This window comes from Methylobacterium sp. 092160098-2 (assembly GCF_028920805.1).
GTDB classification, from domain to species: Bacteria; Pseudomonadota; Alphaproteobacteria; order Rhizobiales; family Beijerinckiaceae; genus Methylobacterium; species Methylobacterium fujisawaense.
Genome location: NZ_JAQPZJ010000002.1, coordinates 862499 through 883621, shown reverse-complemented (window position 1 = coordinate 883621; position 21123 = coordinate 862499). Strand labels below are relative to the sequence as shown.

Below are 21123 nucleotides of genomic sequence, written 5' to 3'. Positions count from 1 at the left end.
GAGAGGAAGGAACGGAATGCTTCGCGAAGGCACGTTTGTCCGCTTTCGAACCAATACCGATGGCAACTTCGCGACGATCTTCGCCCTGGCGATGGTTCCGTTCGTGATGGTCAGCGGCATGGGCATCGACTACGGAACGAACATCGCCGTGCGCCAGAAGGCGCAGAACGCGGTCGACGCCACCGTCCTCACGCTGGCGAAGCTGTCGACGAGCACGAGCGACCAGGACCTGCAGTCGAGAGCCGACGCGCAGGTGAAGGCCCTCCTGTCGGACCGCCGGCTTCGGAACGTGTCCGTGACGGCCAAACGCGACGGCGACACCATCCGGGTCGGGATCCTCGGCAACACGCAGACGACCCTGACTGCAATCGCCGGCTTCCGGCAGATGCCGATCGACGTCAGCGCCGTCGCCCGCCGAGGCAGCGGCAACCTCGAGGTGGCGCTCGTGCTCGACAACACGGGTTCGATGAAGGGCGCCAAGCTCGCGAACCTCAAGAGCGCGGCCACGTCCCTCGTCGAGTCGATGTTCAAGGAGGTCGACCCGGCCAAGCCGAATTCGCTCAAGATGGCGGTGGTGCCGTTCTCGATGACGGTCAACGTCGGGTCGAACTATGCGAACTCGGTCTTCATGGACACGGACGCGAGATCGTCGATCCACAAGGAGATCTTCGCGGTGAAGGATGCGACCGCGAACCGGTTCTCCCTGTTCGGGAAGATGCGCGTCGCCTGGGGCGGCTGCGTCGAGACGCGGCCCACCCCCTACGACGTCCAGGAGAGCCCCCCGACCACGGCGACCCCGGACACTCTCTACGTGCCGTTCTTCGCCCCCGACGAGAGCGATCTCGATCGGGATGCGGTCAACGACTACATGGTCGACTACCCGAGCGGTACGCGCGGCCAGAGCTCGAACGACCGTACACGCCAGGGGCAGACCGCGAAGTATGGCGCCAACCGGATCGCCACCTCGTCGAGCGCGACCCAGTCCAACACCGGGTATCGCTACGGCCCGAATTCCGGGTGCGAGATCCAGCCGCTGACCCGACTGACGACGACGAAGGCCGCGGTCACGGATGCCGTCACCGCCATGACGGTGATCGGAGACACGAACATCGCCACCGGCCTGATGTGGGGTTGGCACGTCCTCTCGCCGAACGCGCCCTTCTCCGACGGGGCGTCCTACACCGACGAGAAGACCCGCAAGTACGTGGTCCTGATGACGGACGGGCAGAACCAGAGCGCGCCGTCGTCGGCCGACAACCAGTCCTACTACTCCGGCATCGGCTTCATCTGGAACAACCGTATCGGCACGACGTCCTACGACAACGCCACGCGCACACGATACATGGACGCCCGAACCGCCCAGCTGTGCGCGAACATGAAGAAGGCCGGCATCCAGATCTTCACCGTTCGGGTCGAGGTCTCGGATGGAACCAGCGACATGCTCCGCGACTGCGCGACGTCGCCGGACATGTTCTACGACGTGCAGAACTCGAGCGCGCTGAACGACGTGTTTGCCTCGATCGGCTCCCAGATCAACGAACTCAGGATCGCGAAATGACGGGCCCCGTCTCGACCGGACGGCTCCGCGACGTCGCATGCCGGGCAGCCCTCCGCCTCGACGCGTTGCGAGGCGACGCGCGGGGCTCCGCCGCCGTCGAATTCGCCATGCTGGGGCTCCCGTTCCTGGCGATCATGGCCATGGTGTTCCAGGCGGGTCTGCACATCCTCACGCAGCAGTCGCTGGACGACGGCGTCGACCGGGCAGCCCGGGCGCTCTTCACCGGCGAGTTCCAGATGCAGGCGGATGGAACGCCGCCGCCGGACCGGATGCGGAGCCTGATCTGCAGGACCCTCGTGTTCGGGGGCTGCGCCGACCTCAGGCTCGACGTGACGAGCTCGACCACCTTCGCTTCCGCGACCCAGGCGCAGCCCTACGACCCCAAGCAGAAGAACTGGGATCCGGCCTTCGGTAAGACGTTCGCATGCCCGACAGGCGACGCGGTCGTGAGCATCACCGCGGCCATCCCCGCGCCCCTGTACTTCTCGCTCCTGTTCCCGTCCGGACAGGCGATGCCCGGCGGGAGGCAGCTCCTGGTCTCGACAGCGATCTTCCGCTCGGAGCCGTATCCCGCGGGGTCCTGCTGATGCGTGGCGCCTGGACGCGCTTCCGCCGATCGGCGGAGGGGGCGGGTGCGGTCGAGTTCGCCCTGATCGCCCCGATCATGATCCTGGTGATGCTGGCGTCGGTCGAGATCCCCCGCGCGGTCATGACGGGGCAGAGGCTGGCCCGGTCCGCCCGGACGATGGCCGACCTGATCAGCCGCCAGAACCTCGGATCACTCGACGACGTCTACGCCGCCGGCGCAGCGGTCACGCGTCCGTACGACACGACCGGCATGGGTGTCGTCCTGTCCGCGGTCGGCGTCTACGCGGACGGAACCGGGTTCGTCTCGAAAGTCTGCTCCAGCAAGGCCCGGAGTGCGACGCCGAGGAACGTGAACTCCATCATCGGTCCGGCACCAGCCGCCAGCCAGGAGGCCAAATCGCGCTACGTGATGGCGGAGGTGACCTTTCCCTACAAGCCGCTGTTCAGCATCCTGCCGGGACTGAGGAACTACACGTTCAGCTATGCGATCACGTGGCCGATCCGGAAGGGGACGACGTACAACGGCAAGCCCGAGATCGTTCTGCCCGACGGCAAACCCTGCGCGTGACCGTGCGGGCGGCGTAGGTGGCATCGACATCGCCCGTGATGTCGGATCGAATGGGATGCCTCGAGGCGTACCACCGCCAGGCGCAGGGAGGAACGGCATGGGACATCGATCGAGGACCGGCGCGGTCTGCACGGCGCTGGCCTGCCTTTGCCTTTCCGCTCCGACCGAAGCCTCGGCGCAGGCCGTGGGGACCTACACCTACAAGTCCGGCAAGACGACCGGGACGATGGTCGTGACCGACGTCTCCGCCTGCGAGACGAGCAAGGCCTTGGGCTGCATGTCGGCGGCACGGCCCCTGAAGGTGTCGATACGGACAATCAATGGCGCGAACGACCACGACTGCGATCTCGACGCCGTCGAGGAGACGGCCGGACGCGTGTCGGGCGCGGCAGGCCTCCAGGCGATGCTGGTGATCCAGGACGATCGGAGCGGTGGCAAGCCGAATTTGTCCATCACGTTCGCCAAGGGTGGCGCGCTGGTGAAGCCGGATGACGCCTTCATCGGATGCGGGGCGGGCGTCGGTTACGACGGACGCTGGCAGCGAAAGGGCAAGTGATGCGGGCCGCGGGAGCGAAGGCGGCCTCTACCTTGGCTCCTTCGAGCGCCCGGTGACGGACACGTCGACGACATCGCCGTCCTCGGTCATGACGTTGCAGCGCAGGCTTCCTTCGACGTCCCTCAGGATCCGATAGGTGCAGGCGCCGATCGACTTGGTCCTGACCGGTTTGCGGCTGTCGACGGTGGTCTCGACTTCGTCGATCGACATCTGCGAGACGAAGCCGTCGTCGCCCCTCAGGCCGTATTTCCGGGGAGAGATCAGCCGGAACAGGTAGGTCGACTTGGGAGTGCTGCCGCTCAGCACGATGGTCGATGGACCGTCGTAGAGTTCCGAGGAGATCCTGAAGCCCTTGTTGCAGCGGATCTTCGCGTCCTGGACCTTCATGACGCCGCCGCAGGCGCCGCCGTCATACGACACGGGGGGCTCGGACTGGGTCTGGGCCTTCGACGGCGAGATCCAGGATGCGGCGAGCACGAGCGCCAGTGCGGGAGCAGCGCCCCGACGGATGTAATGCATTCGCATGGTCTCGCCCGCAATCGAGGGACCGTCGTAGACCGGCTCCGGGCTTAGGCCAAGCCGGTCGACCGGAGCGGATGGACCCGAGGCGATCGGTTTCGGGACCACGCCGGCGTTCGCGATGCGCGCCGTCGACGATGGCCACATCGAGGTGTTCGGCGATGGGTCGGATACAGGCGACGGCGCCGGCTTCACCACTTCGAAAGTCGCCGTTGGCGACAATGCAAGGGTTCGGGCATGTCCCGCTCCAGGATCGATCCGATGAAGCTCGTCTCCATGGCCGTCGTCGTGGCGGTTTGCGCCGGCACGACCGGTCCGGTCCTGGCGCAGACCTCGGAACCGTCCGGTCCGATCTGCCCGACGATCGGCCTGGGCATCGATGGCACGGTGGAGGCCGTCGGGCGCGCTCCGAGCTGTGGCCGCGCCTACGAGATCATGAATTTGTGCTCAGGGGGCGGCTTGTCCGACGGGCCGGTCGGTGCAGCGGTACGCGAGAAGTGCGAACGGCATTTCCTCCCGAGGTACGGCGCGTCCCAGCGGAAGGTCTACCAGCGAGAGCTGAAGCATTGTCTCGACATGTATGCCGGGCAAAGGGGTTCGTTGTACGGCTCTCTGATCGCATTCTGCCAAGTGAAGAATGCGGTCCGGCGAGCATCGCAACACGGAACGAAGCGCAAGGGTTGATCGCCGCGGTCATGGTGCGGTCGAGCTCTACTCTGCGGCCGATATCGACTGCATGCTGCGGACGGTCGGTCTTTCGCTGATTTCGAAGCGGTCTCCGTGGTCGAAACGGAACGTCGCGGCCGCCAACGGCAGGTCCGGGATCGTCCTGCCGACGGGAAGCCCAGCTAGGATTGCCGGGACCGAACTTCTGCAAGGCCATGGCCGGCCTGCATCAGGACATCTTCCAAATCGAGCATCTCGGTGTCGGCATAGGCCGCGATCCCTCTGCGGAGCTCGAGGGCGGATTGCGGAATGGCGACCTCGTCCATGCTGAGGACAGACATGGGATCGCCTCCCTCGGCCTCTTCGAGGACGGCCACCGCCACCAGAAGAGCCGAGATCTGGGCGAAGGGCGTGCCGGTCCGAAGAACCTGCCTCGCGGCCTCTCGGACAGCCATCTCCCGGCAACCGTAGGAGCGTCTGATCCGGACGAAGGCGGCCATTGCCGCTCTGCCCACTTCGGCCTCCGGGGGCATGACGGGAACTCGATCGACCTCGACGGATGAGAAGCCCAGAAGCCCTCTCAGGCGGCGAAGAAAGCCGCCTCGTCGTCCATCGGCTGCGACCTCCGCGACGGCCGCGGCCGGCGGATCGGCCGTGTCGAAGCGGCTTTGCCATCTCCGCACGCAATCCGGATCCCAGCCGGGCAGGGCGGCCAGAAGGCCCGGGTCGGCCACGGCCGGTGCCGACTCGGCTCGTAGAGCATGGAGGTCGGCGCGTAGATCATCCGGCAGCCGGCGGACGACGGCTTCGACGAGTGCCGCATCGATGCCGTGGAGAGGCTCGGCTATGGCTCCGGCGATGGCTGCCTCCGTATCCGCGTCGCCGCCGAGCGAGACCGCATTCCGGATCGCGTCCTCGAAGGATGTCGATCCGAGAGCGCACACGATCGCCCGTGGAACCGAGATCCAGGTCTTGCACTCGAACTCCGCCGATGGCCTCAGGTCGTCGACGGATCCGGACAGATCGTATCCCGACATGCGGGTTACGATCTCCCGGATGCGCGAGGCCGGCCACCCGGCGCGGGCGAGATGGATGGCCAGCGCGACCGCCTCCGCACCCCGGATCGCCTCCGGGTGGTCATGGGTCGGCAGCGCGGACCGGCGCGCCAGACGGAGGACCTCCCGCGTATCCGACGCCAGCCATGCGGCGGACGAGACGCGCATCGAGGCGCCGTTCGACCAGGACGAGTACGGACCCATCGACGGATCCCGGACCCAGGCCCAGTAGGCCATGCCGTAGCTGACGACGTGACGCCTGGAATAGTCCCGCAGCGTGGCCGCGAGATCCAGGCCGCCGGTGATCGCCATGCCGACCGCGATGGTGAGCACCGTGTCGTCGGTGAAGTGGCTGTCGTCGACGAGGAGTTCGAACGCCTTCGTCTTAATCGGGTGGAATTCGCGCGTCGAGCCGACGACGTCGCCGACGATGGCCCCCAGCATGGCCCGCCCTACCTGCAGGCCGGGCCGGCGGTTGTCGGCTCGGCGACGGCCGCCCGCTCCATGATGGCCTCGACTTGATCGACGACGAGCTCCGGCCTGAAGTGGCGGACCATGTCGCCGAGGTCCGGGGCATTCGCGTGCCCGTGGACGAGGCAGTCGAAGACCGTCCTGGCCCGGGCGAACGTCTGCAGGAAGCTCTCCCCCTCGCGCGTGCAGGCGATCCTGTCGTCCCAGCTGCTTCCGCGCTCGGACGGATGCGTGTTCCCGTAGCGGATGTCGAAGGCGAAGCCTTCCGGAGCGACGCGGATCCGGACGCCGTGAAGCGTCTGACAATCCTCGTAGACGCCGTTGAGGTTGACCGCCATCGGCGTGCCGGCCGACTCCACGGTCAGACGCTTGATGTCCCCCATGATCTCGGCCTCCGACGACCACCCGAGGTGCGGCAGGCCGGCGAACGGCTTGTAGGTGGGATACGGCACCGTGACGGTGCCCTCGGGCCGGATGCCGAACTCGCTCCGCCACAACTCCTGTCCTCTGCTGGCCGCCCTCGACAGGATGGCGAAGTGAAAGCGCCTGCGGAGATCCTCGATCGAGGAGATGGGTTCGACGTAGCCATGGCCGAGGCCGCTGCCGCCTGTCAGCAGGTCGTTGATGCCCGCGCGACCCCACTGCAGCTGCGAGGTGAATTCCGGCTTGCTCGATCCCGTCGTCGCCATCCAGCGGAGGGTCTCGAACGCCTGTTCGATCGACAGCGGCTGCGGCCAGTAGCCGTCCGGGCGCAGCAGCTCGATCAGAGGCACCTTGAAAGTCTTGCGGAGCAGAATCCCCTTGGCCCGCAGGTCGGGCAGCGGGTTCTCGTGCAGCATGTACTGGAGGGCGTGGGACAAGGGGCGCTCCCGGGCGGAGGTGTCGGGTAGGCGAGGTCAGGAGGTCGGCCGCGGCGCGCCGGCGGGCGCGATGCCGAGCGCCCCGATCTCGCCGGCGAGGTGCGCGAGCGACGCGGGGTCGAGGTCGCCGAGATCGCAACTGTCGCCCATGCCGTGCACGACGGCATCGAAGACGTCCCTGGCGCGGGCCAGGGTCCGGACGAACGTCTCCCCGGGCCGGCTCGCGGCGACGACCAAGTGGGCGTAGTCCTCGGGACCTCGCGACTGCTCGGGCACGGTGGTCGTGCGCAGGGCCATGCGGAAGCCCGCCGACGGATCGACGTCGATGCGCAGGCCCAGAACCCGGTCGTAGCGCCGGGCCGGATCGTACGCGGGATGGTCCTCCGGAACCGGCTTCGGCTCGAAGGCCGTCTGTACGCCCTCCGTCCCGACGCCCATGCGGTCGAGATCGGCCCCGATCTCATACTCGTCGCCCCAGCCCAGATCGCGATGGTCGGCGAAGGGGCCGGATGCCGGCCGGCCCACGAGGAGCGAGCGGTCGACGAGGAGGTCGATGCGACGGCGCCACTCGACGTCCCGCCTTCCGCGCGGGGGGAGCAGGACCACGGATTGTAGGCGCTCCTTGAGATCCGCCATCGACCGGATCGGCCGGACGCCCCAGACGCCGTCCCGGACCGTCTCGTTCCTGTTGAAGAGGTACCCCCAGGCCCGCATCTTGGAGGCCATGTCCCCGTGCTCCTCGTGCGTCTCCACCATCCAGCGGTAGGCTTCGAAGGCTTGGTCCACCGAGAGCGGCCAAGGCCATGACGGCAGCGGGTTGATCAGATCCACGACTGCGGCGCGGAACGGCTTCGGGCGCATGTCCGGATCGAGATTGCGGACGAGCCCGCCGCCCGCCCTGAGACACCGGCCGAGCAGAAGCCGCAGATCCCGGTCCGCCCGCATGCCGGCCAGATCCGAATAGTACACCGCGCCGGCGCAGATCTCCTCTGGCGTGTAGTCGCCCGCCTCGGCCTCGTGTGCCATCCACGCTTCGGGGTTATCGTCGAGCCTCGCCGCCCGTGTCGCGATCATGAAGGAGTGGAAGTCGGGCTGCGCGTGCATCTGAAAGTCCGGCGGGACCGTCCAGGGACGGCGGCGGCGACGATTATTCATTCCTTCACGCAGACGTAAAGCCCATCGCCCTCGATCGGCCGAGGATGAACCCGCGGGGTTGCGGTCTGCGGAGGATCGGTCAATCCTCGAAGGAACGAATGCCGGACCGTCCATGCCGACGGAGAGCCGGCCGGAGATGCCGATCCATGCACGCCATCGTCGTCGTCGAAGCCAAGGACGGGGTCGACCTCCGTTGCCGCATCGTGGACGGAGCGATCCCGGGCGCACTCTCTCCGCCGATCGCGCTCCGCTTCGAGGACGCCGCGCTCGAGGAGGATTCGGCGTTCCTTCTCGGCTGCGCACCGAGGACGCTACCCGGGGTCGGCAGCTACGTCGCCTTCGGCGGCGTGTCCGTCGCGGTCTCGCCGGAGGGGGTGCCGTCGCTCGTGGCCCGCTCGCTCGCGGATCTGGTCGAGGTGACGTCGCCGGGCTTCGCGCAGCTCGCCTGGAGCCACGTCGAGGAGGCGGTCGAGACCGAAGTCGTGCGCAGCCGGCCCGACCACGGCATCCTCTACGTCGACGGAGAGGGCGCGGCCTTCGTGGTCGACTCGATCGGCCCCTACCTGCATTCGCCCGGGCGCGAGGACCTCCGGACCGCCCGGCAGTGCGGTCTCGACGGCGCCGCGCATCCGACCGCGGTCGGCTTCTACCACTTCGCCGGCGAGCCCTGGAGCGTCGTGGAACCCAGCGGGGAGGACGTCGAGAGCGCCTGGGGATTGACCGTCGCCGCCTACGTGCCGCTGACCGACGCCCATCTGGCCGCGTTCGGACGGACATCCCTCGAGGAGCTGTCCGCGACGGTGGCGCGACTGCTGCCGCGGGCGCCGGCGCCGTCGATCTGATCGGACACGTCACCATCCGGGCGGCGGCCGCGTCGCCCATCGCCATCAGGCTGGAGTTTCCATGAAATCGGTGAACCACCGCATCGCCGGCGAGCTCGGCGTGAGGGAGGCCCAGGTTGCGGCCGCCGTCGATCTGCTCGACGGGGGAGCGACCGTCCCCTTCATCGCCCGCTACCGCAAGGAGGCGACCGGGCAGCTCGACGATGCGCAGCTCCGGCTCCTGGAGGAGCGTCTCGGCTACCTGCGCGAACTCGATGACCGCCGGTCGGTCGTCGTCGAGAGCATCCGCAGCCAGGGCCGCATGACCCCGGAACTGACCGTGGCGATCGCCGCCGCCGACACGAAGGCGCGCCTGGAGGACATATACCTTCCCTACAAGCCGAAGCGCCGGACCAAGGCGCAGATCGCCATCGAGGCGGGGCTCGCACCCCTGGCCGACGCCCTGCTCGTCCGTCCCGTGGACGATCCGCGCAAGGCCGCGGAGGCCTTCGTCTCGGAGGCGAAGGGCGTGCCCGGCGTCGACGAGGCGCTGGACGGAGCCAAGGCCATCCTGACCGAGCGCTTCGCCGAGGATGCGGATCTCGTGGGCCGCCTGCGCGAGGACTTCTGGCGCACGGGCACGGCCGCATCCAGGGTCCGCCAGGGCAAGGAGGCGGCGGGCGCCAAGTTCTCCGACTACTTCGACTGGAGCGAGCCGCTGTCCAGTATGCCTTCGCATCGCATCCTGGCCCTTTTCCGGGGCGAGAAGGAGGAGATCCTCGACATCGAGCTCGGCGCGGAAGGCGAGGAGTCCGTCGCCGGCTCCCCGGGACCGTTCGAATTCGCCATCTGCAGCCGGCACGGCATCGCGGCCAAGGGGCGCCCGGGCGACCGCTGGCTGCTGGACGCGGTGCGCTGGGCGTGGCGCACGAAGATCCGCTCCGGCATCAAGCTCGACCTCCGTACCCGGCTGTTCGAGAAGGCCGAGGACGACGCCGTGAAGGTGTTCGCCTCGAACCTCAAGGACCTGCTGCTGGCGGCGCCCGCCGGCGGCCGCGCCACCCTGGGGCTCGATCCCGGCTACCGGAACGGCGTGAAGATCGCCGTCGTCGACCGGACCGGCAAGGTCGTCGCCGTCGACACCACCTACCCGCACGAGCCGCAGCGCCGCTGGCAGGAGACCGTGGCGACGCTCGGCCGCCTGTGCCGTCTCCACAGGGTCGAGCTGATCGCCGTCGGCAACGGCACCGCGTCGCGCGAGACCGACAAGCTGGCGGCCGAGATCGTCGCCGCGAACCCCGAACTCAGGATGGTGAAGGTCTCGGTCTCCGAGGCCGGCGCCTCGGTCTATTCGGCCTCCGAGATCGCCAGCCGCGAACTGCCCGGGCTCGACGTCTCGCACCGGGGTGCCGTCTCGATCGCCCGCAGGCTGCAGGATCCCCTGGCCGAGCTCGTGAAGATCGACCCGAAGTCGATCGGCGTCGGCCAGTACCAGCACGACGTCAGCGAGTACAAGCTCTCCCGCTCCCTTGCGGCCGTGGTCGAGGACGCCGTGAACGCCGTGGGCGTCGACGTGAACACGGCGTCCGCGCCGCTGCTCGCCCGGGTCTCCGGGCTCGGCGAGGCGGTGGCCGCCAGCATCGTGTCCCATCGCGACGTCAACGGGCCGTTCCTCACCCGCGCAGGGCTCCGGGACGTGCCGGGCCTCGGGCCGAAGACGTTCGAGCTGTCCGCGGGCTTCCTGCGGATCCAGGGCGGCGACGACCCCCTGGACCGCTCCGGCGTGCACCCGGAGGCCTATCCGGTCGTGCGCCGCATTCTGGAGGCGACGAAGAGCGACATCCAGGTCCTGATCGGGAACGGCGCGGCACTGAAGAGGCTCTCGCCGCCGGCGTTCGCCGACGAGCGGTTCGGCATTCCCACCGTGCGCGACATCATCGCAGAGCTCGAGAAGCCCGGCCGCGATCCCCGGCCGGCCTTCAAGACCGCGACCTTCCAGGAGGGCGTCGAGAAGATCACGGACCTGAAGCTCGGCATGCAGCTCGAGGGCGTGGTCACGAACGTGGCCGCCTTCGGCGCCTTCGTGGACGTCGGCGTCCATCAGGACGGCCTCGTGCACATCTCGGCGATGTCGAGGAAGCGCGTCTCCTCGCCGGCCGAGGTGGTGAAGGCCGGCGACGTGGTCCGGGTGCTCGTGGTGGCGCTGGACGTCCCCCGCCAGCGGATCGGCCTCTCGATGCGCCTCGACGATCCGATCGATCGTTCGCAGCCGACCGGAGGGCCGCGTCCGGGAGGCGGGCGCGTCGACCCGAGGCGCATGCAGTCGAAGCCGATCGTGGCTCCGGGTGCCGACAGCGGGGGCATGTTGGCGGACGCCTTCCGCCGGGCCGCCGATCGGACGGGGCGTCGCGCGTGAGGAGGACGATGGGTACGACGAGAAGGCTCGCGTTCGGGATCGGCATCGCCCTGGCTGGACTGTCGATTGCTCCCTCCGTCCTGGCGGGCGAGCGGGCCGTCGGGCGGCTGTTGGGCGACACGTGGATCAAGGGCGGCGATCCCGACCCCGCCTGCATCCGCATCCTCGACGCACTCGATCGGGCCGAAGGGGCGGGCGATGCGGCCGGACGGGCCGCAGCCTACCGGCAGCTGAGAACCCGCGGGTGTCAGGTCCAGATCCCGGTCGAGCCGCCGCGCTCGGCTGAATACGGCTCGTACGACGGCGCCACCTTCGGCGTCGTGTGCCCCCGGGAGCGCCTGCCCGACGGCCATTGTCCGACCCTCGGACAGTCGATCGACTACGCCAGCTGCACCGGCTTCGCCGCCGAGATGAGGAAGGCCGTCAAGGCGGGGGACGAGGCGGGGGAAGCGAACGCCTACCGGAAGGCCAAGCGGCTCGGCTGCGCGCTCGTCGCGCGGAAGAGGTGAAAGGCATGAGGCGAGCGTCGAACCGCATGTTCGAATGCAACCGACTATAGTCTCACTCCTTTATCCCGCCATCGGATCTCAGATCAGCTAAAATTCGAACTACCCGCGAAATTCAGATGCAGTGAGTTTCAGGCGAAGGTTCTCCTCTCGTGGGAGAACTGAATAATGCGGCAACTGGCTGCGACTATCATAATCGGCTTGTTCTCCGTCTTTGCCTGCTCGGCTCCTTCGAATGCGGGCCTGCTCGGCAGATTCGGCAAAGTCGCCGCCGGTGCCGCCGCCGCCGACTGGGCGGTCGTTGCGGGGTCCGCATTCGTGGAGACCAATCTGGCACTGCGCAGTGCCCAGCTGGGCGAAGTAGCTGTCTCGGGGCTATCCCGCCTGCTGGCCGCGCACCGGATTCTTGGACCACGTGCCGTCTATATCTCCTTGTCGAGGCGCATCATCGAAGACCCGTCCCTCTTTCCGCGGGCGATCCAGGTCGCCAGCATGCTCGGCCTCGAGCAGAGTCGGATCGAGGCCAAGATCCAGGAATTCGTAGCAGCCGGTACTCCGGATCCAGATCCGAACGATGACGACGACTGCAGACCACGTGACGGCCCCTATAAGGCGCGAGAGATCCTCGACGATCTTGGTCTGCGGTTCCAAGGCCCGGCCGGCCTTCCGGACAGCGCCGGCGGCAGCGGTCCCGTGGTCCAATCCGATACGGTACCTCCGCTGGGCAAGCCGAACGTCACCAAGGCTGCGGCTTCGCCCAGCGGGCTGGTAGTGAATAACGTCCCGTTCGACACTCGCGGCTTGCCCATCTTCGACAAGTACGCGTTGATTGATCTGCGTGTCCCGGATCGGTCAGCCTTTTTCGCGCCGGGGGTGACGTCCAACGAGCAGATGCGACTTGCCACATTGGAACTCAAGAAGATCCTGATCGAGGAGCAGAGCTATACCGGCCTACACGCCCAGCAGGTTGCCGCAGGTAATGCTGGGTATACGGCGAAGTTCAACAAGCAGCAGCTTGCAGCAATCATGGAAGGAGAGATAAGGATCCCGGATCTCACGTGGCATCACCATCAAGACCCGGCCCGAATGCAGCTGGTAAAGACGAAGATCCACCAGGGTGCACGACACGTCGGCGGGTGGTGGCTGAACAGATGTCGCATAAAGTAGGGTAATAACCATGAAAAAGATAAAGTGGAAATACGGTGATCAGATCGATTCTTCCGCAATAGACGAATTCGAGCGGATGAAAGGTGTCGAGCTTCCAGCATCGTTCAAGGCTATTGCGTCCGCAAATGACGGGTCGTTGCCCAGCCCATCGGCAGTAGCCTTCCCTGATGCAAGACGCTCGACCGGTTACGACATCATCGGCATTGGTCAGCTATACCGTTTCGTGGGGCAGGAGGAGTCCGGGTGGTCCATAGCAGAGGCAAACGATGCCTATGCAGAGGAATATCCGGGCCTGATATTCTTCTCGGAAGCTGCGAACGGATGGGGCTTCGCCTTCGATTACAGGTCGTGCACCTCTGATCCGGCGATCGTGCTCGTTCGCTTCGGCGATGGCGGTGGTGATGTGGTGCCAATCGCGGGTTCGTTCGATGCCATGATGGATGCTGTCATGGACGACGGAGAGCGGCCGGCCTCCTTTCCAGCCGCGTGATGATTGTGCCGCCAAGCATGGAACAGCCTGAGCGCCTGGAATCCATCAACACATAACGGTGATTGGTACGATGCGTCTGGAGTCCGTTCGAAAAGGGATGAAGGCGGTCGCGGTCTTCGACAACGGCCTGAAGAACGGCGACGTCAGCATCTACGAGATCCTCAAGCTCGGCCGGGTGAAGGTGAAGGTACGGGACGAGCACGGGAACGAGGGGTGGCTGTATCCGGAATCGATAGAGCGCGAGATCACGGAGGAGCGCTACGTGGAGCTCATGGACGAGGCCCGGCCCGGCTGGCGTGGTGTCGACATTGAGGCTGCCCACGCTCCCACCCTGCGCTGACTGGGGTTTGACCTGGATGTCCCGAGTCGGTGACGAATCGGGACATCCGCGAGGTTCCGACACGTCCAAAGGAGCGGAGGAGCTCAGCATCTCATTCGGGGGCAACGCCGCCGCCCTGATGCTCAGGAGCGGAAGGATTGACACCCTGCAGCCGACGTCCATCTTGACAGGATTCCATGCATGTCCGGGAACAGCGACATGATGCGGACGTCACGCAGACAGCACGCCTTCGATTTGACGGGCGGCTTCTGCACCTATTGCCGGATCCCACTGTGCGACGACGAGAACGTCCTCCCGTCGAGTGGGGGAAGCTACGTCCCGCCTCCGGGGCACCGCTTCCTGTGCGTCACGCTCAAGACGCCGAAGGCGGCCGGCGGGCGCGCAACGATCGACAACGAGGTGCCTACCTGCCACCAATGCAGTGCCAGAAAGGGCCGCCTGGGGCACGATGCCTTCCTGATGAAGCAGCAGAGCACGGTGTCGGAGCGTATCCGGAACGTGCCGGACGAGACCTGGCTGCAGTTGGCGGAAGCCCTGCCGGTTTTGATCGTCCGCACGCCTTCGCTTCCACCATCGCGGTCGCGTCGATGGCTTCGCGGGACGACGGTGCGCCGCTCCTTCTGATCCTTTCGAAGCCGACTTCATTCGGCGGCGCGGCGAGCCTTCGACCGGCGACTTTTGCGATTCGACAAGGCCGGGACCGCCGCTCGTGCGAAGATTCCGGCGAGTCCGCCCGCTACGCGCGCGGTCCCCGAACCGTTTCGGCCGCCCGCGGAATCGGCATGCGCGCCACCGTCTCGGCGAACACGGCCCTGTCGGTGTCCGTCTTCAAGTCGTTGACGAGCCCCTCGCCGGCCGGACCGAAGGCGCACCGAGCGATGTCTACGGTCAGATCGAAGTCGACGCTGTCCGAGGACTTCAGCTCCATCCTGGCGGAAACCAGCGCCATCAGGTTGCGCAATCCATCGGCCTGGAGCATCTCGACCGGCCGCGATCCGAGCTGGCCGAGGACGTTGGCCCCAGCATCGAGCGTGCGAACCATCGTGGTCCACTCCTCCTGGGTCGCCGGGAGCGCGTCTGGTCCAAGAACGCGCAGCGCGTCGATCACCGTCGGGAGCGTCCTGTCGATCGAAGCGTAGGTGATCCAGGTGCGGCCTTCCAACCAATCGAGCACGGCCGGATCGACCGGATGCAGCACGGCGTCGCCGTCGTAAGGTTCGCCGGCCCCGCTGGCTCCATCCCGCAGGAGGATTGCGCGCGCCTCTTCCACGGTCGGTTCCGACTCCATGATCTCGGGCGACGCCCAGATCGCGTAGCCGAGCATCGGCCAGCGCTCGACGATCGCCCGGAACCAGGGTGCCCGCCCCAGGTCCTCGATGAACTCACCCAGATAGGTGTCGTCGCCGTTCGAAGTCGCGCAGGCGACGATCTCGGCGAGATTCTCGTTCTCCAAACTATGGTCTCGGAGGCGGTGCTGGATAAATCTATCGTTTGGCATCCGTTGCTTCCTCGTGATCGCCGCGGCCGACTTCCGATGCCTAGCACCGGACGGCGGCCGGCTCTGAAATTTCGGGACGGAAAATCCGGTGGAACCGGAAGCGCCGCGACCCATCGATCGGCGACTTTTGCCCTTTGGCAAGACCGGGATCGTCGTTCGTGCGGCGGTCCCGGTCCGTTCGGCCTCTACGCGCCCGGTGCCTGAAGCCTTGCGACCTGAGCCGGGATCGGCATGCGCTCGACGGCCTCCGCGTAGACCGCACGGTCGCCGTCCGACTTGAGATCGTCGACAAGGTCGTCGCCGGCGGGACCGAAGGCGAAGCGGGCAATCTCGCCCGCGAGGTCGCCGTCGACTTCGCCCGGCGACGACGGGTCCATTCTGGCTTCCGCAACGGCCATCAGATTGCGCAGGCCTCCGGCACCGAGCATCTGAGCCGGCCGCGAGCCGAGTTGATCGAGGACGGTCGAGGCGGCGTCGAGAGCCCGCACCATCCGATCCCAGTCCTCCTCCGTCGCCGGAAGCGCCTCCGGTCCAAGGACGCGCAGCGCATCGATCGCGATCGGCAGCGTCGTCTCGACGGCGGCCGCCGTGGTCCAGCGCCGGCCCTCCAGCCAATCGAGGACGGCGGAGTCCACCGGATGCAGCATGGAGTTGCTGGAATTCGAATTGGAGCGGCTGGCTCCGTCCCGCAGGAGGATCGTACGCGCCTGCTCCAGGTTCGGCTGCGCCTCCATGATCTCCGGGGAGGACCAGATCTCCGAGCCGAGCATCGGCCAGCGCTCGACGATCGCGCGGAACCAGGGCGCCCGGCCCAGGTCCTCGACGAACTCGCCCAGATAGGTGTCGTCGCCGTTCGACGTCGCGCAGGCAACGATCCCGGCGAGGTTCTCGTTCTCCAGGCTGTGATCCCGGAGATGGTGCTGAATGAGTGCTTCGTTTGGCATCCGTTGCTTCCTCGTGAACTCCGCGGCCGACCACCGATGCCTAGCCCGTCTTATTCATCACGACGGTGGATCTGGGGTGGCGAGCGTAGCGTAAGGCATTGATGTAGCTTAGGGATTGGGTGCTGACGCCAAGCCTTCAACGCGCACCGAGCCTGCCACGCCCGCCATGTCCGATCCTACGTGTCTGCCGTTCGCGTTTCCATCCGTGCGAGGCAAGAAGCTCACAGCTGCCTTCGACGGCGGGCGCCTGACCTCGGACGGCGGCGTCCTGTTGCTCGCCCAGGCCGCCCAGCGATTGGGCATTGCCGAGAAGCTCGCGACCGTGATCACGGATCGACGCGATCCGAGCCGGGTCGTGCACCCGCTGCCCGAGATCCTGCTGGCCCGCATCCTGGCGATTGCCTGCGGGTATGAGGATGCCGACGACCTCGACCATCTGCGCGCCGACCCCGCCTTCAAGCTCGCCTGCGGACGCCTGCCCGAGAGCGGCGCGGACCTGATGAGCCAGCCCACCGTCTCGCGGATGGAGAACACCCCCGGCCTGCGCGACCTGATCCGGCTCGGGCGAGTGCTGGTCGACGTGTACTGCGCCAGCTACGTCGTACCGCCCGCCGCGGTCACCCTGGACATCGACGACACCTGCGACGTGGTGCACGGCCAGCAGCAGCTGTCGCTGTTCAACGCCCACCACGACGCGCGCTGCTTTCTGCCGATCCACGTCTACGATACCGCCACCAGCCGTCCCGTCGCGATGATCCTGCGGTCGGGTAAGACACCCTCGGGTCGCGAGGTCCGGGGCCATCTGCGCCGGCTCGTCCGGGCGATCCGCCGTCACTGGCCGACGACCGCGATTACCATCCGCGGCGACGGCCACTACGGGCGGCCCGAAGCGATGGACTGGTGCGAGGACAACAGCGTCAGCTACGTCTTCGGCTTGACCGGCACAAAGGCGCTCGCGGCCAAGGTCGAGCCGACCGCCGACCACATCCGGGTGGTGCGGGCCCTCGGCGACAAGGATGCGGTGCGCGGCTTTGCCGAGACCACCCACGCCGCCAAGTCCTGGCGGCAGCAGCGCCGCGTCGCCGCCCGCATCGAGGCGACCCGCCTCGGCCTCGACATCCGCTTCGTGGTCACGAACATCGCCACCGGTACGCCGGAATGGCTCTACGCCGAACTCTACTGCGCCCGCGGCCAGGCCGAGAACCTGATCAAGCTGCACAAGGGCCAGCTCGCTTCCGACCGCACCTCCTGCCGGCACCCGGCCGCCAACCAGATGCGACTCGTCCTGCACACCGCGGCCTACTGGCTGATGCTCACCGTGCGAGACGCCATCCCGGCGGCCCATCGCCTCGCCAGGGCCGAGTTCGCGACGATCCGCCTCCGGCTGCTCAAGCTCGGCGCTCGGATCCGCGAGACCGCTGCCCGCGTCCGCCTCGCCTTCGCCGCGGCGTGTCCGGAAGCCGACCTGCTACGCCACCTTGCGACCGCGCTCGTCCCAGCCCCCGCTTGAACGGCGGGGCCGAGACGCCCCGACGAACCCGCTCCTATCCCTCAAGCACCGACGCAACGTTCCGAATCCATACGCGTCACAGTGGACGCGCGATCCCGCGCGCCATCAGCCCAAAACACGGCGTCAGCCAAGCCCCGGTGAATAAGACGGGCTAGCACCGGAGAGCGGCCGGGAATTGCATTGCAGGACAAATTCCGGTGGGGCAGGGCGCTCCCGCCGCGTCAGGGACGCGGTCCGGAGGCTCCCGCATCGACGATCTCGCGCATCGCGGCGAGGGCGTACTTGTTGACCGCCTCGACGACGTCCTCGAACGCCGGCTGCGGCCGCCCCCGGTAGTCGTTCCCCGACGTCCGGATCCGCTTTTCGAACAGAGCCCACTCGCCTTCGTTGTGGGCTCGGATGTGCTCCAGAGCGGCGACATGGTACTCGCTGCCTTCGACCGCCGATCTCGCGACGATGTCGAAGGCATGGCCGTCGTCGGCCAGGATGCCGAGCACGTCGATCTTCTCGATGCGCGCCTCACTGGTGCTGTCGTTGACGAGAGCCCAGCCCTCCCGCGTGCACTGATTGGCGTTGGGGGCCATCTCCTCGTCGTCCGTAAGGTCCCAGTTCCAGTCGTACTTCGGCATCGTGCCCTCCTGTCGGAACGAAGGATTGCCGCAGGCGTCGCAAACGACAATCGGCGGAGGCCGCTTCATCCCGGGGTTCGACCCCGGCCCCACGTTAACCAGGAGCATCGAAGGAATGGTGCCGGCGGTCGGCGGCCGTGGACGCTCCCAGCTGCATCGTGTCCTTATACGGACAGGCCCGCCGGCACACCTCCGATGCCGGTGCGATTTGAATTCGTCGTTCCAGAAAGGAGCTGGTCCAGATGGTGGAGTGTCGGCGGTCACCGAGGGTCCGCACGTACATCGGGGGAAAGATCTCGTTCCACGCCAGCTACTGCATCGTCGATTGTCTCGTCCGCGATCTGTCGACGAACGGTGCCAAGCTGGTCTTCAGCGGCTCGGCCATGATCCCCGGCTGCTTCGATCTGCTGCTGCCCGGCAAGGGACTGAAGCTGCGTTCGGAGGTGGTGTGGCGCGGCCATAATCGGGTCGGTGTCGCATTCCTTGCGAAGGAGGATCTGCGCAGCGCCCGGTGATGCCGTCCACAGGCGATCGGGCCCACCGTCCGGCGATAGGCGGCATTTGCGGCGCCGCGTTGCCTCTTCCTTAGCTCCCGCACCTCACGCTTGCCGTCTCGACCGGAGATCCGGGAACGCCGTGCGCACTTTGATCCTCTTCCTCCTTGGCGCCACCCCGGCGGCGGCCAGCCCGACCGGGTTTACGACCGCCGAATACATGTCCTCGTACGCCCAGGCTCGGACCTATGCCCTGGCGCATCCCGTCACGGACCTTCGGGCTCCATCCTGCCGGAAAGCCGTCGGCGCCCGGGCCGCAGGCGCTCTGCTGGAGCGGTGCGGCGTCGCCGCGGGAGGGACGACGCACATGAAGTGCACGACGAAGATGCCATGCGAAGGCATCCTGGATCGCCTCGCCCAGTACTGCATGTTTTGGAAGGGCGACGTTCCGTGCATCTATCCGGAGGATGGCGGCGAGGAGCGTGCCGATCCTGCTCTTCGAGGCGAATGGCGGCCGTCCACCGCGAGGTGACGGTTCGGGGACCCCGCAGGATCAGGGCCTTGGGCCCACCGGCGCGTCCTCGGCCAACGGCGCGTACTGCGCCGCCAGTCTCGCGCACCTGTTCGCAATCCCGTCCACGAGCTCGCCGATGACCGGAGCGTCCAGTCCCTCCGCCCGGCAGCCGGCAGCCACATCCGAAGCCAGATCGGGCAGCTCGCGCACGTACCGCCCCATGGTCGCCAGGAAGGCCTCGGGATCGTAGGAGGCGCGCTGCGCCAGCCGCTGCCAGTGGCGGGGCTGGATCTCGTCGGGCCGGTAGTAGCGGTCGGCCGACATCGCGAGCTTCAGGTCGCCCGCGTCCCGGATGTGCGGGTACGGAAGGACGCTCGCGATGTCGTAGAGCGGGGCGAGACGCATGGCGCCGCCGGCTGCGAGCAGGACCGAGAAGTTCTTCGCGTGCGCGTCCGTACCCAGGATGACGAAGTTGAGGGCGACCGCGTCCATGAATGTGGTCCGGTCGGCGTCGGGACGGCTCGAGAAGGCCAGGATCTCGTTCGCGATCCGCGCGGCGCCCGGTCCTCCGTCCCGTTCGTATTTCGACCACGGAGGGACCGCCAAGGCCTGGCACATGTCCTCCTGGTGGATCCGCTGGATGCGGCCGTCGGGCAGGCTGCGCCGATCGTAGCGCCTGGAGGCGATCACCACCTCGTCCTCGAAGCGCTCGACCGTCGAGATCGCCGACCGCAGGCCGGCCGCCTGCGCCAGCAGCTGGCAGAAATGCTCGTTCTCGACGTGCCCGGCCAAGCCGAGCGAGGAAGGCTTCAGGATGTGGGTCGTCGGCACGCTGCCGCTCGGAATCCCCCACCGTCCGTCCTGCGAGCGGAGGAGTGCCGTCTTCGGCTGCGCCCCGGCGACCGAGAAGCTGCCCGGATCGTTCGCCATGCGTCCGACCGAGCCGGCATCCTTCCTGAGCAGGCGGATCCGTTCCGCCACCGCGCGCTCGTCGAGCCATTCGACGCCTTCAGCACCGTCGGCGAGGGCCTCGACGCGATCCGGCCGGACGAACTGCACGGCGCCCGCGCAGTCCTCCCCGGTCGCGCGGAGCAGCGCGAAGGGGTTCCGGGCCGAGCACTGGTGACGCTTGGCGATGCCGTCCAGGATCTGCTCGTTGTCCGGCAGAAGGCCCCACATGAAGGCCGAGATCGGGCCGTTGCCGTGGGTCGGCGAGACCAGCGGCATGGACAGCGACAGCGGCAGACCCGTATTCGCCTCCAACCAGGCCGGGGCGTAGGCGAACTGCAGCTTGCCGCTGGCGAGCTGACGGACCGATCCGATCAGCGCGCCGGACAGGAGGACCACCAGCTCGTCGGCTTCGCGTGCCGGACGTCCGCTCATGGCCGATACCCCGGTCCGTCGAGGATGTCGTCGAGGTCTGCCGCCGTCGCGAGATCCGGCGCCGCCGCCTGGGTCTTCGGGCGCGGAGCGTCGGCCGGCGCAGCTTCGAGGCGGATGCCGAGCATCGACAGGGCCTGCAGCACCATGCCGATCTCGGCCGTGGCCTTGCCGTTCTCGATCTCGGAGATCCAGCGCTGGGTCGTGCCCAGGCTCCTGGCAAGATCCGCCTGCGTCCAGTCCTTCTCCGTACGCCTCGCGCGGATCAGGAGGCCTATGTCCTTGGTGCTGCCGACGTGCATGGCGATACCCTCGCCGCACAGCATATTACCGTTCGGGAATTTTTCAAGGATATTACCGAACGAACATATCAGCCGCTTATGTCCGATCGGTAATAAGCTCGTCCTATTACCGATCG

At 67.3% G+C, this 21123-nt stretch carries 23 protein-coding genes; 14 read left to right on the top strand and 9 right to left on the bottom strand.

All coding sequences use genetic code 11. The features are described 5' to 3' along the window. Nucleotides 1-16 precede the first annotated feature (16 nt). From PQI07_RS29875 to PQI07_RS29860, 4 genes are all read left to right on the top strand, one after another. Nucleotides 17-1558: a TadE/TadG family type IV pilus assembly protein gene (locus tag PQI07_RS29875; protein WP_274928526.1), complete on the top strand. Its 1542-nt coding sequence runs from the start codon at nt 17-19 to the stop codon at nt 1556-1558. Further along, nucleotides 1555-2145, top strand: coding sequence for a TadE/TadG family type IV pilus assembly protein (locus tag PQI07_RS29870; protein WP_274928525.1), 591 nt, complete (start codon nt 1555-1557; stop codon nt 2143-2145). The genes PQI07_RS29875 and PQI07_RS29870 overlap by 4 nt, the downstream gene beginning before the upstream one ends. Then, nucleotides 2145-2714, top strand: a complete 570-nt coding sequence (locus PQI07_RS29865; protein WP_274928524.1) for a TadE/TadG family type IV pilus assembly protein — start codon at nt 2145-2147, stop codon at nt 2712-2714. Before PQI07_RS29870 ends, PQI07_RS29865 begins: the two co-directional genes overlap by 1 nt. 226 nt (nt 2715-2940) lie before the next feature. Further along, the gene (locus tag PQI07_RS29860) at nt 2941-3270 is read left to right on the top strand and encodes a hypothetical protein (protein WP_274928523.1); all 330 of its coding nucleotides are present in this window, start codon (nt 2941-2943) and stop codon (nt 3268-3270) included. A 27-nt stretch (nt 3271-3297) separates the two neighbouring features. On the opposite strand, the gene PQI07_RS29855 is transcribed toward PQI07_RS29860, so the two are convergent. Then, nucleotides 3298-3789, bottom strand: coding sequence for a hypothetical protein (locus PQI07_RS29855; RefSeq protein ID WP_274928522.1), 492 nt, complete (start codon nt 3787-3789; stop codon nt 3298-3300). A gap of 261 nt (nt 3790-4050) precedes the next feature. Here PQI07_RS29855 and PQI07_RS29850 point away from each other — a divergent pair, with 261 nt between their 5' ends. Beyond that, nucleotides 4051-4473 (top strand): hypothetical protein, encoded by a 423-nt coding sequence (locus PQI07_RS29850; protein WP_274928521.1) that lies wholly within the window; start codon nt 4051-4053, stop codon nt 4471-4473. A 164-nt stretch (nt 4474-4637) separates the two neighbouring features. Here PQI07_RS29850 and PQI07_RS29845 read toward each other — a convergent pair whose 3' ends face one another. The 3 genes from PQI07_RS29845 to PQI07_RS29835 are packed head-to-tail and all read right to left on the bottom strand — an operon-like array spanning nt 4638 to nt 7945. Continuing rightward, nucleotides 4638-5954, bottom strand: a complete 1317-nt coding sequence (locus PQI07_RS29845) for an ADP-ribosylglycohydrolase family protein (RefSeq protein WP_274928520.1) — start codon at nt 5952-5954, stop codon at nt 4638-4640. Between the two features lie 8 nt (nt 5955-5962). Then, the gene (locus PQI07_RS29840) at nt 5963-6841 is read right to left on the bottom strand and encodes a hypothetical protein (RefSeq protein WP_274928519.1); all 879 of its coding nucleotides are present in this window, start codon (nt 6839-6841) and stop codon (nt 5963-5965) included. Nucleotides 6842-6877: 36 nt separating this feature from the next. Beyond that, nucleotides 6878-7945, bottom strand: coding sequence for a hypothetical protein (locus PQI07_RS29835; RefSeq protein WP_274928518.1), 1068 nt, complete (start codon nt 7943-7945; stop codon nt 6878-6880). Nucleotides 7946-8142: 197 nt separating this feature from the next. Between PQI07_RS29835 and PQI07_RS29830 the strand changes: the two genes are divergently transcribed. The 7 genes from PQI07_RS29830 to PQI07_RS29800 all read left to right on the top strand — a co-directional run bounded on the left by PQI07_RS29830 (nt 8143) and on the right by PQI07_RS29800 (nt 14360). After that, the gene (locus tag PQI07_RS29830) at nt 8143-8838 is read left to right on the top strand and encodes a hypothetical protein (RefSeq protein WP_274928517.1); all 696 of its coding nucleotides are present in this window, start codon (nt 8143-8145) and stop codon (nt 8836-8838) included. 61 nt (nt 8839-8899) lie between these two features. Continuing rightward, nucleotides 8900-11233, top strand: a complete 2334-nt coding sequence (locus PQI07_RS29825) for a Tex family protein (RefSeq protein ID WP_274928516.1) — start codon at nt 8900-8902, stop codon at nt 11231-11233. Between the two features lie 8 nt (nt 11234-11241). Beyond that, complete coding sequence (locus PQI07_RS29820) at nt 11242-11742, top strand: hypothetical protein (protein WP_274928515.1); 501 nt, start codon at nt 11242-11244, stop codon at nt 11740-11742. Nucleotides 11743-11907: 165 nt separating this feature from the next. Then, the gene (locus tag PQI07_RS29815; protein WP_274928514.1) at nt 11908-12906 is read left to right on the top strand and encodes an HNH endonuclease; all 999 of its coding nucleotides are present in this window, start codon (nt 11908-11910) and stop codon (nt 12904-12906) included. A gap of 10 nt (nt 12907-12916) precedes the next feature. After that, nucleotides 12917-13396: an SMI1/KNR4 family protein gene (locus tag PQI07_RS29810; protein WP_274928513.1), complete on the top strand. Its 480-nt coding sequence runs from the start codon at nt 12917-12919 to the stop codon at nt 13394-13396. 97 nt (nt 13397-13493) lie between these two features. Beyond that, complete coding sequence (locus tag PQI07_RS29805; RefSeq protein WP_274928512.1) at nt 13494-13736, top strand: hypothetical protein; 243 nt, start codon at nt 13494-13496, stop codon at nt 13734-13736. 180 nt (nt 13737-13916) lie between these two features. Further along, the gene (locus PQI07_RS29800) at nt 13917-14360 is read left to right on the top strand and encodes a hypothetical protein (protein WP_274928511.1); all 444 of its coding nucleotides are present in this window, start codon (nt 13917-13919) and stop codon (nt 14358-14360) included. A 112-nt stretch (nt 14361-14472) separates the two neighbouring features. Here PQI07_RS29800 and PQI07_RS29795 read toward each other — a convergent pair whose 3' ends face one another. Both PQI07_RS29795 and PQI07_RS29790 read right to left on the bottom strand, forming a co-directional pair. Further along, nucleotides 14473-15234 (bottom strand): hypothetical protein, encoded by a 762-nt coding sequence (locus PQI07_RS29795; RefSeq protein WP_274928510.1) that lies wholly within the window; start codon nt 15232-15234, stop codon nt 14473-14475. A gap of 185 nt (nt 15235-15419) precedes the next feature. Beyond that, nucleotides 15420-16178, bottom strand: a complete 759-nt coding sequence (locus PQI07_RS29790) for a hypothetical protein (protein ID WP_274928509.1) — start codon at nt 16176-16178, stop codon at nt 15420-15422. A 166-nt stretch (nt 16179-16344) separates the two neighbouring features. On the opposite strand from PQI07_RS29790, the gene PQI07_RS29785 reads away from it, so the two are divergent. After that, nucleotides 16345-17688, top strand: a complete 1344-nt coding sequence (locus tag PQI07_RS29785; protein ID WP_274926133.1) for an IS1380 family transposase — start codon at nt 16345-16347, stop codon at nt 17686-17688. Between the two features lie 221 nt (nt 17689-17909). Here PQI07_RS29785 and PQI07_RS29780 read toward each other — a convergent pair whose 3' ends face one another. After that, the gene (locus PQI07_RS29780) at nt 17910-18317 is read right to left on the bottom strand and encodes a hypothetical protein (RefSeq protein ID WP_274928508.1); all 408 of its coding nucleotides are present in this window, start codon (nt 18315-18317) and stop codon (nt 17910-17912) included. A 242-nt stretch (nt 18318-18559) separates the two neighbouring features. On the opposite strand from PQI07_RS29780, the gene PQI07_RS29775 reads away from it, so the two are divergent. Further along, nucleotides 18560-18832 carry a PilZ domain-containing protein gene (locus PQI07_RS29775; RefSeq protein ID WP_274928507.1) on the top strand — a complete coding sequence of 91 codons (273 nt, stop codon included), beginning with the start codon at nt 18560-18562 and terminating at the stop codon, nt 18830-18832. 532 nt (nt 18833-19364) lie between these two features. Here PQI07_RS29775 and PQI07_RS29770 read toward each other — a convergent pair. Next, nucleotides 19365-20708 (bottom strand): type II toxin-antitoxin system HipA family toxin, encoded by a 1344-nt coding sequence (locus PQI07_RS29770; RefSeq protein WP_274928506.1) that lies wholly within the window; start codon nt 20706-20708, stop codon nt 19365-19367. Then, nucleotides 20705-21007 carry a helix-turn-helix transcriptional regulator gene (locus PQI07_RS29765; RefSeq protein ID WP_274928505.1) on the bottom strand — a complete coding sequence of 101 codons (303 nt, stop codon included), beginning with the start codon at nt 21005-21007 and terminating at the stop codon, nt 20705-20707. The genes PQI07_RS29770 and PQI07_RS29765 overlap by 4 nt, the downstream gene beginning before the upstream one ends. Nucleotides 21008-21123: the final 116 nt, after the last annotated feature.